At 71.7% G+C, this 8892-nt stretch carries 8 protein-coding genes; 4 read left to right on the top strand and 4 right to left on the bottom strand.

Annotated features, from left to right (window positions below; all coding sequences use genetic code 11):
- Positions 1-73: 73 nt before the first annotated feature.
- Positions 74-823: a sulfite exporter TauE/SafE family protein gene (locus R2N01_RS10315; protein WP_316670873.1), complete on the bottom strand. Its 750-nt coding sequence runs from the start codon at positions 821-823 to the stop codon at positions 74-76.
- 212 nt (positions 824-1035) lie between these two features.
- Here R2N01_RS10315 and R2N01_RS10310 point away from each other — a divergent pair, with 212 nt between their 5' ends.
- Together R2N01_RS10310 and R2N01_RS10305 are read left to right on the top strand one after the other, a co-directional pair.
- Positions 1036-1680, top strand: a complete 645-nt coding sequence (locus tag R2N01_RS10310) for a peptidyl-tRNA hydrolase (RefSeq protein WP_316670874.1) — start codon at positions 1036-1038, stop codon at positions 1678-1680.
- A 190-nt stretch (positions 1681-1870) separates the two neighbouring features.
- Positions 1871-2791: an ABC transporter substrate-binding protein gene (locus R2N01_RS10305; RefSeq protein ID WP_316670870.1), complete on the top strand. Its 921-nt coding sequence runs from the start codon at positions 1871-1873 to the stop codon at positions 2789-2791.
- 137 nt (positions 2792-2928) lie between these two features.
- On the opposite strand, the gene cysK is transcribed toward R2N01_RS10305, so the two are convergent.
- Positions 2929-3894, bottom strand: a complete 966-nt coding sequence (gene cysK / locus R2N01_RS10300; RefSeq protein ID WP_316670868.1) for a cysteine synthase A — start codon at positions 3892-3894, stop codon at positions 2929-2931.
- 459 nt (positions 3895-4353) lie between these two features.
- Between cysK and R2N01_RS10295 the strand changes: the two genes are divergently transcribed.
- The gene (locus R2N01_RS10295) at positions 4354-5574 is read left to right on the top strand and encodes a M20 family metallopeptidase (RefSeq protein ID WP_316670865.1); all 1221 of its coding nucleotides are present in this window, start codon (positions 4354-4356) and stop codon (positions 5572-5574) included.
- 74 nt (positions 5575-5648) lie between these two features.
- Here R2N01_RS10295 and R2N01_RS10290 read toward each other — a convergent pair whose 3' ends face one another.
- Both R2N01_RS10290 and R2N01_RS10285 read right to left on the bottom strand, forming a co-directional pair.
- On the bottom strand, positions 5649-6149 hold the full coding sequence (locus tag R2N01_RS10290; RefSeq protein WP_316670863.1) for a phosphoribosyltransferase: 501 nt from the start codon (positions 6147-6149) through the stop codon (positions 5649-5651).
- 1 nt (position 6150) lies between these two features.
- Positions 6151-6696 (bottom strand): N-acetyltransferase family protein, encoded by a 546-nt coding sequence (locus R2N01_RS10285; protein ID WP_316670862.1) that lies wholly within the window; start codon positions 6694-6696, stop codon positions 6151-6153.
- Between the two features lie 77 nt (positions 6697-6773).
- Here R2N01_RS10285 and tkt point away from each other — a divergent pair, with 77 nt between their 5' ends.
- A complete protein-coding gene (tkt, locus tag R2N01_RS10280) occupies positions 6774-8837 on the top strand; it encodes a transketolase (RefSeq protein WP_316670859.1) in 2064 nt (687 codons plus the stop codon).
- The last annotated feature ends 55 nt before the right edge of the window (positions 8838-8892 follow it).

Raw genomic sequence — 8892 nt, 5'->3', positions numbered from 1 at the left:
CCCGTCCAAGCAGGTGGGGCCCCGACGGTCCTGCCCGTCATCGGGGCGGCCGTCGCCGGCCGGGCCGCGCCGCTCAGGCGGACCACCGCAGGTAGCCGGCCAGGCCGATGCCGCAGAAGCCGATGCCCCAGCGCAGCGCCTTCTCGGGGATGAACCGCTGGACGACCGGCCCCAGCCAGCCGCCGAGGAAGAAGCCGATCGCCAGGGCCACCGCGGCCGCCCAGTCCACCCGGCCGCTGGGGATGAAGCAGAGCCCGGCCGCCAGATTGGACACCGACAGGAGGGTCGTCTTGAACCACACGGCCTTCCCGAAGGACATGCTGGTACCCAGACTCGTCAGCGCGAGGAAGATCACCCCGGCACCCGCGCCGAAGTATCCGCCGTAGACGCACACGCAGAACAGCAGCGCGGCGTAGACCCGGGCGGGCCAAGCGCCCCCGGACCGGAGCCGCTTGATGCGCGGGCCGGCCAGCAGCAGGACGGCGGCCAGCAGCACCAGATGGGGGACGACGCGCACGAAGGCGCCGTCGCCGCCGGCGAGCAGCAGCAGCCCACCGACCAGGCCGCCGGCCGCCGCGACGACGGCCTGGACGACGACCGCCCTGCGGGGCGTGCCGCCCATGTACCGCCCGGCGCCCCTGAGCGTCGAGCCGAGTCCCGTGGTGACCATGCCGAGCGTGTTCGTCACATTGGCCGACACCGGCGGCAGGCCGACCGCCAGCAGCACCGGGTAGCTGACGAGCGAGGCCAGGCCCGTCAGATAGCCGATGAGCCCGGCCCCCACTGCGGCGGCCAGGACGATGAGGAGGTTCAAGCCGGTCACGCGGCCTGACCCTAGTCCCTCCGCCGCGCGCCCCGCCCCGCCGGCCGGTGCGCGACCGAGCGCGTGCAGGAGGCCGGAGGGCCGGATCGGGGCGCGTGCGGGAGGAGCGGCCGGGCGCCTGCGAGGGCGTTGCCCCTTAATCTGGGTGCATGATCACCGAGCCACCAGTTCTGCCCGAACCCTGCGAACGGCCCGAGGAGATCCCCTGGGCGATGCAGTTCGTCGTCCTGCGCGACAAGCACGCCATGGCCCGCGAGGTGGACGTCTGCGAGGCCGCCGCCCGTGCCGTCGTGGCCCTGCTGGACGACGAGCGCTGCGCGCCGGGCGGGCCCTGGAACGAGGCCGTTCGCACCTGGACCGGCGGCCGCATCCGCAAACTGGTGCGCCGCGCCGATGGCAAGCGCTGGGACGACGTCCAGCTGCTGCCCGGCGTGCTCGTCACCCAGGACGGGCCCGACGGCTTCGGCCCGGCCGGTGTGCGGGCCTTCCCGCCCGGCCCGGTGCGTCCGTTGCCGAGGGCCCTGGCCAAGCTGCAGATGGGCGGCACGAGCTTCCCGCCCGAGCACGGGAGCTCCAGCACCGGGGCCCTGGCCGTCATCGAGGCGAGTCCGCTGGAGGAGCTCACCAGCGGCAAGCTCGCGGCCCAGTGCGCTCATGCCGCCCAGCGCCTCTACGAGATCTCCGACGCGGTCCATCGCGACGCATGGCGGGCCGACGGGTTCCGCGTCGAGGTGCGCTGGCCGAGCCCTGACGAGTGGACTGCCGGCTCCCGCCCGGTGAGCGTCATCGACGTCGGCTTCACCGAGCTCGCCGGCCCCGCCGAGACGACGAGGGCCGCGTGGCGCGCTGACCTGTAGACCGTCCGCCGGCCCCGGCGTCGCGATCGCGTCCCACTCGTCCGGGGAACGGGTCGAGGTGTTCGCCCACGGCTGGAGCGCATTCCGCCGGATGGATTGGTTGCCACCTACCGATTGCTCTATGGTGGCCGGAATCCGACGACCATCCCCGCAGCTGCGTCACCGGCACCACGGCGCGGAAAGGCTCCTCATGCAGATCGCACGTCGTTCGCTGCTGGCCGCGGGCGGCCTCATGGCCCTGGCGGCCTGCTCCTCCGACGATCCGACGGGCAGCTCCTCGACATCGGCGCAGGGCCCGGCGGCCGGTTCGACGGTCGTCGTGGCCTCCCAGCAGTACTACTCGAACGAGATCATCGCCGAGCTCTACGCGCAAGCCCTCGAGAACGCCGGCCGCACCGTCGAGCGGCAGTTCCAGATCGGTCAACGCGAGTTCTACATGCCCGAGCTCGAGTCCGGCGCCCTCGACCTGATCCCGGAGTACGGCGGCAATCTGCTGCAGTACTACGACAAGTCGAGCACCGCCTCCGACGCCGAGGCGATAGCCCGGGCCCTCGTCGACGCCCTGCCCAGCGGTCTGCACGTCCTCGCTGCGGCCGAGGCCTCCGACCAGGACTCCTACACCGTCACCCGCGCCAGCGCCGACCGGTACGCCCTGGGCTCCATCGGCGACCTGTCGAAGATCGGCGGCACCGTCACGGTCGCCGCCAACTCCGAGTTCGCCACGCGCCTCTACGGCACCGACGGTGTGAAGAACATCTACGGCGTCGACATCGACGTGCTCGGGGTGGAGGACTCCGGCGGCCCGCTCACCGTCAAGGCGCTCACCGATGGGCGGGCCCAAGCCGCCGACATCTACACCTCGGACCCGGCGATCGACACGAACGACCTGGTCGTGCTGGAGGACCCGCGGAACCTCATCCTGCCGCAGCGCGTCACCCCGCTCGCCTCCGCGAAGATCGGCGACGCGGACGCCGCCGCCATCGCCGAGGTCAACGCCCGGCTGACCAGCGATGAGCTGCGCGGGCTCAACCGCCAGTCCACCGTCGAGCAGCGCTCCAGCGCCGACATCGCCAGGGACTGGCTGTCGGCCAAGGGCATCGTCGCCGCCTGAGCGGTCTCCCGGCCCGGGCGCGTCTCGTCATCGGCCCAGCCCAGCGTTGCGGCGCGTCGTGCACGACGCGTCATCGCCCGGAGACGTCGACGTCTCCGGGCGATGACGGGTGCGCGAGTCGCGGGGTTCGGCCCGGATCAGGGCTGGACGTCGTTCACCTCGAGTTCGGGGAACCGGCCCAGGGCGGTGGACAGATAGCGGTCGCCCGAGTCCGGGAGGATGGCGACGACGAGCTTGCCCTTGTTCTCCGGGCGGGCGGCGACCTGCAGGGCGCCGACCAGGGCGGTGCCGGAGCTGATGCCGGTGAAGATGCCCTCGGCAGTGCCCAGCCGCCGGGCCTGCTCGATGGAGTCCTCATCGGTGATGTCGAGGACCTCGTCGTAGATCGAGGTGTCGAGGGTGTTCGGGACGAAGCCGGTGCCGATGCCCTGGAGCCCGTGAGGGCCGGCGGGCCTGCCGTTGAGGATCGCGCTCTTGGCGGGCTCGAGGCCGATCAGCCGGACGCCCGGGTTCTGTTCCTTGAGGTACCTCCCGGCGCCCGACAGGGTGCCGCCGGTGCCGATGCCGGCGACCAGGATGCCGATCTCGCCGTCGGTGTCGGCCCAGATCTCCGGGCCGGTGGTCCGGTAGTGGATGTCCGGATTGGCCGGATTGTCGAACTGGCCCAGCAGCACCGAGTCGGGATCGGCCTCGTGCAGCTGCCCGGCGTAGGCGATGGAGCCCTTGATGGCCAGCGGGCCGGGGGTCAGGATCACCTCGCCGCCGTAGGCCTGGATGAGGGCGCGGCGCTCGACCGACAGGCTGGCCGGCAGGACGACCTTCACCCGGTAGCCGCGGGCGGTGCCGACGGCGGCCAGACCGATGCCGGTATTGCCGCTGGAAGGCTCGATGATGGTGCCGCCGGGCTTCAACAGGCCCTTCTCCTCGGCGTCGACGATCATGGCCAGGGCGATGCGGTCCTTGACCGAGCCGGCCGGATTGAAGTACTCGAGCTTGAGGGCGATATTGGCGTCCTCGGCGTTGTTCGCGGCCAGGAAATGGGGGGCGCGCACGAGCGGGGTGCCGCCGATGAGTTCGGTGATGGAGGAATGAATTCCGGACATGACAATTCCTTGAGAATCTGGAGGGTACGGGGGCCTCGAATCATTGGTCACTGATCCGAATGGGATTTCGCCGATCCACCGTGCCTGTCCGCTCAGGGGCCACGAGTGCAAGCAGGGGGGCTGAGGGGGCGGGATCGACCGGGCGGGCCCGCCTGGCGCGTGCATGACGAGCACGCCGCGACGACAGGACCGCGATCAGCGGGAACGGCTGCGACACATCGCCGCGGAGGCGACGCGCATCATGTCGATGTGGCGCCGGGCGACGAGGTGGACCATGATCAGCACTTTAGCGCATGAATTCGGTACGGGCAAAATCGGATTTCGTCCCGTGGGGCCGAATCGGGGCCGCGGGCAATTCCGCCCACGCTCGTCCCCGGACGGTCGCGGCCGTCTCGCGGAGCCGGGCGCGCACGGTGGTGTCGTCCGCCCGCCGCCGCTCATCGGTGCGAGCATTGGACCATGAGCACGCAGCAGCAGAACGCCTCGACCACTCCCGACTTCCGCGCCATGGGCGTCGGCCTCGCCGATCATCTCGGCGCCCTGCGGCGGGAGCTCCACCAGATCCCCGAGCTCGGCTTCGACCTGCCCCTGACGAAGGCCCGTCTCCTGGCCGAGCTCACCGGCATGCCCGTCGAGATCCACGAGTTCGACGGCTGGTCGGCATTCGTCGTCGTCGTCCGCGGCGGCAGGCCCGGCCCGGTGGTGCTCGTGCGCGGCGACATGGACGCCCTGCCCGTGGTCGAGGACTCCGGCGAGGACTTCGCCTCCACCAACGGCGCCATGCACGCCTGCGGCCACGACATGCACATGTCCGCCCTCGTCGGCGCGGTGAAGATGATCGCCGACCAGCGCGCCGGGCTGTCCGGCTCGGTCATGTTCATGTTCCAGCCCGCCGAGGAGACCGCCCGCGGCGCCAAGCGGATGCTCGACGAGGGCCTGCTCGGGATCGCCGGCGAGCGCCCGGCCGTCGCCTGGGGCGTCCACGAGGTGCCCGCTCCTGCCGGTACCGTGCACGTGCGCGCCGGCGCCCAGATGGCCTCGAACTGCCAGCTGCTCGTCACCTTCCGGGGCAGGGGCGGGCACGGCTCGGCCCCGGACACCGCCATCGACCCGGTGCCGGCCGTCCTCGACCTCGGCCAGCAGCTCCAGATGCTCGTCACCCGCGAGTTCAGCGTCTTCGACCCGGTCGTGTGCACCGTCACCCGGCTCGACGCCGGGAAGATGTACAACGTCATCCACGACCGGGCCGGCCTCGGCGCAACGATCCGCGCGATCTCCAAGGACACCACCGACCGCTTCGGCGGGCGTGCCGTCGAGATCGCCGAGCTGGTGGGCCGGATCCATCGCTGCGGGGTGGAAGCCGAGTTCCACGTCAACTGCCCGACCACCTTGAACGATCCGCGCGCCGCCCGCGTCGCGCTGGAGGTCGCCCGCGGCCTCTTCGGCGATGACCGGGTCATCGAGATGGACCGGCCCGTCATGGCCAGCGAGGACTTCAGCCATGTGCTGGAGCAGGTGCCCGGGGCCTTCCTCTTCATGGGCGCCCTGCCCGACGGCGTCGACCCCGACGGCGCCCCTCAGCTGCACTCGCCGCAGGCCCGCTACGACTCGGGGGTCCTCGGCGACCAGGCCGCCCTGCTGGCCGCCCTGGCCTGGACCGGCGAGCTGCCCACCGCCTGACGGCGGGAGGGCCCGCCGCGTGACGACGTGACGGCCCCTCCACCCGTCGGGGGAGCCGTCGCCGGGCCGCCCGGTCAGACCCGCCTGGTGACCGGGTCCTCCGCCGACCAGGGGAAGGTGATCCACCGGCTGGTGTCCTTCCACGAGAAGTCGGGCCGGATGACGGTGGTGGGCTTGGTGTACAGCACCGCCGAGCGCACATCGGCGCCGTAGCCGTTGAGAAGGTCGATGACGAGCTTCATCGTGCGGCCCGAGTCGACGACGTCGTCGACGACCAGCAGTCGTTTGCCCTTGATCGACTCGGTGTCGAGCAGGGGGGCGAGCAGGATCGGAGCGGGCAGGGTCTGCGCGACGCCGGTGTAGAACTCCACATTGATGGCGTCGGTGAGCTTCACGCCGAGCGCGTAGGTCAGCGCGCCGCCCGGGACCATGCCGCCGCGGGCCACCGCGATGAGGACCTCCGGCTCGAAGCCCGAGTCCGCGATGGTCTGGGCCAGTTCCCGTGTCGCCGCGCCGAAACCCTCCCAGGTGAGAATCTCCTTCTCGTCCGCCTCGTCAGCCGCCATGGCGTGCATCCTAGCTTCCCGCCCGCGATCCCCCGGTCCCGGCGGGCGGCTCGTCGAGGAGCCTGACGAGGACGGCCACGTCGAGCCAGCGCCCGAACTTGCGCCCGAGCTGGGGCAGCACCCCGCAGCCGGTGAAGCCGAGACGTTCGTGGAAGGCCAGCGAGGCCTCGTTCTGCGCATCGACGAGGCCCACCATGGCGTGCAGCCCGGCCCGCTGGGCCAGCCCGATCAGGGCGTCCATCAGGGCCGAGCCGATGCCCTCGTTCTCGTGGCCCGGCGCGGTGTACACGCTGTGCTCCACCGTCAGGTCGTAGCCGCCCAGCTCGCGGAAGCGGCCGTAGGCGGCGAAGCCGACCACCTGGTCGTCCTCGTCGGCGGCCACCAGGACGGGAAGGCCCTCGCGCCTGTGCCCGGCCAGCCGGGCAAGCCACTCGGCCTCCGTGCCGGGCCGTAACTCGTAGCTCGCGGTGGTGGCCACGCCCTGGGCGTTGTGGATCGCGCAGATGGCGGCCGCGTCCGCGTCCCGTGCCGGTCTGACCGCAGGCGTGCTCGACATGCCGATGATGCTACGCCTGCCCTAGACTGGGCGCCGACCATTCGACGCTGTCGACGAATCTACGAAGGGCATCATCCGTGACTGCACTCACTTGGACCGAAGAGGACCGCAAGGCGGTCGACGTCGCTCGTATCCTGGCCGCCGATGCCGTCCAGAGCACGGGCAACGGCCACCCCGGTACGCCGGTGTCGCTGGCCCCCGTGGCCTACCTGCTCTACCAGAAGGTCATGAACACCGATCCCGGGGACCCCAAGTGGATCGGTCGCGACCGCTTCGTGCTGTCCGCAGGCCACGCCTCGGTGATGCAGTACGCCCAGCTCTACCTGGGCGGCCTGGGGCTGGAGCTCGACGGCCTGAGGCAGTTGCGCAAGGCCCGCTCCAGGACGCCGGGCCACCCCGAGTACGGCCACACCGACTTCATCGAGTGCACCACCGGACCGCTCGGCGCCGGCATCTCGATGGCCGTCGGCATGGCCATGGCCGCCCGCTACGAGCACGGCCTGTACGACCCGGAGGCGGCTCCCGGCGAGTCGGTCTTCGATCACTTCGTCTACGCCGTCGCCGGTGACGGCTGCATGCAGGAGGGCGTCCAGTCCGAGGCCGTCTCGCTCGCCGGCGCCCAGGAGCTCGGCAACCTGGTCGTCATTTACGACGCGAACCGCATCACCATCGAGGGCGACCCGGCGATCACCTTCGGCGAGGACGTGCTGGCCCGCTACGCGGCCTGCGGCTGGCACACCGCCGAGGTCGACTGGACCAACGGGGGCACCTCGTACGAGGAGGACGTCCAAGGGCTCTACGAGGCCATCGAGGCGGCCAAGAAGGTCACCGACAAGCCCTCCATCATCAAACTCGACACCATCATCGGCTGGCCGCTGCCGACCAAGCAGGGCACCGAGGGAATCCACGGCGCGGCCATCGGCACCGACGAGATCAACGCGATGAAGGCGATCCTCGGCCTGCCCCCCGAGCCCTTCGCCTTCGACGGGTCAGTCGTCGAGCGCACCCGGGCCGCCCTGGCGTCCCGCGCCGCCGCCGCCCGCGCCGCCTGGGATGAGCGCTTCGAGGCCTGGCGGGCCGCCAACCCGGAGCAGGCCGCCACCCTGGCCCGCGTCCGGGGCGGCGAGCTGCCCGCCGACCTGGAGCTGCCCGTCTTCGAGGCCGGCAGGCTGAGCACCCGCAAGGCCTCCGGCAAGGTGCTCACCGCCCTGGCTCCCCAGCTGCCCGAACTGTGGGGCGGCTCGGCCGACCTGGCCGGTTCGAACAACACCACGATGGGCGGTCAGGAGTCCTTCCTGCCGGCCCATCGCGCCGATGACACCTGGCCGGGCGGCCCCTACGGCCGGGTGCTGCACTTCGGCGTCCGTGAGCACGCCATGGGCGGTGCCCTCAACGGCATCAACGTGGGCGGCCTGTCCCGCGCCTACGGCGGCACGTTCTTCGTGTTCGCCGACTACATGCGCCCGGCCGTCCGCCTGGCCGCCCTGATGGGTGTGCCCTCCACCTTCGTATGGACGCACGACTCCATCGGCGTCGGCGAGGACGGCCCCACGCACCAGCCGATCGAGCACCTGGCCGCCTACCGGGCCATTCCCGGCCTCGACGTCGTCCGCCCGGCCGACGCCAACGAGACAGCCGTGGCCTGGGCCCAGATCCTGCGCACCACCGATCGCCCCGCCGGCATCGTGCTGAGCCGCCAGGACCTGCGCACCGTCGATCGCGGCGGTGGCGAGTTCGCCCCCGCCTCCCGGGCGGCCAAGGGCGCCTACGTCCTGCGGGAGGCGCGGGACGGCGCCCCGCGGCTCATCCTCATCGCCACCGGTTCCGAGGTGCAGCTGGCTCTCGACGCCCAGGACGAGCTCGAGGCCGCCGGCGTCGCCACCCGGGTCGTCTCGATGCCCTGTCAGGAATGGTTCGATGCCCAGCCCGATGCGTACCGGGAGCAGGTGCTGCCCGCAGCCGTCACCGCCCGCGTGAGCATCGAGGCCGGCCTGGCCCTCGGCTGGAGCCGGTACGTCGGAGCCGGTGGCGCCTGCGTGAGCATCGAGCACTTCGGTGCCTCCGCGAGCGGCGATCTCCTGATGACCGAGTGCGGTTTCACCACCGAGCACGTCGTCGGGGTCGCCACATCGCTCCTGTGAGCACGTCGGCCCCGCGGATCGCCGGGCGGTCCCGGCCGGGGCGGCTCCGGCGGCC

Origin of the sequence: uncultured Propionibacterium sp. (assembly GCF_963539965.1) — a bacterium.
GTDB lineage: Bacteria > Actinomycetota > Actinomycetes > Propionibacteriales > Propionibacteriaceae > Propionibacterium.
The sequence above is the reverse complement of the archived record's forward strand: the minus strand, read 5'-3'. Positions and strand labels throughout refer to the sequence as shown.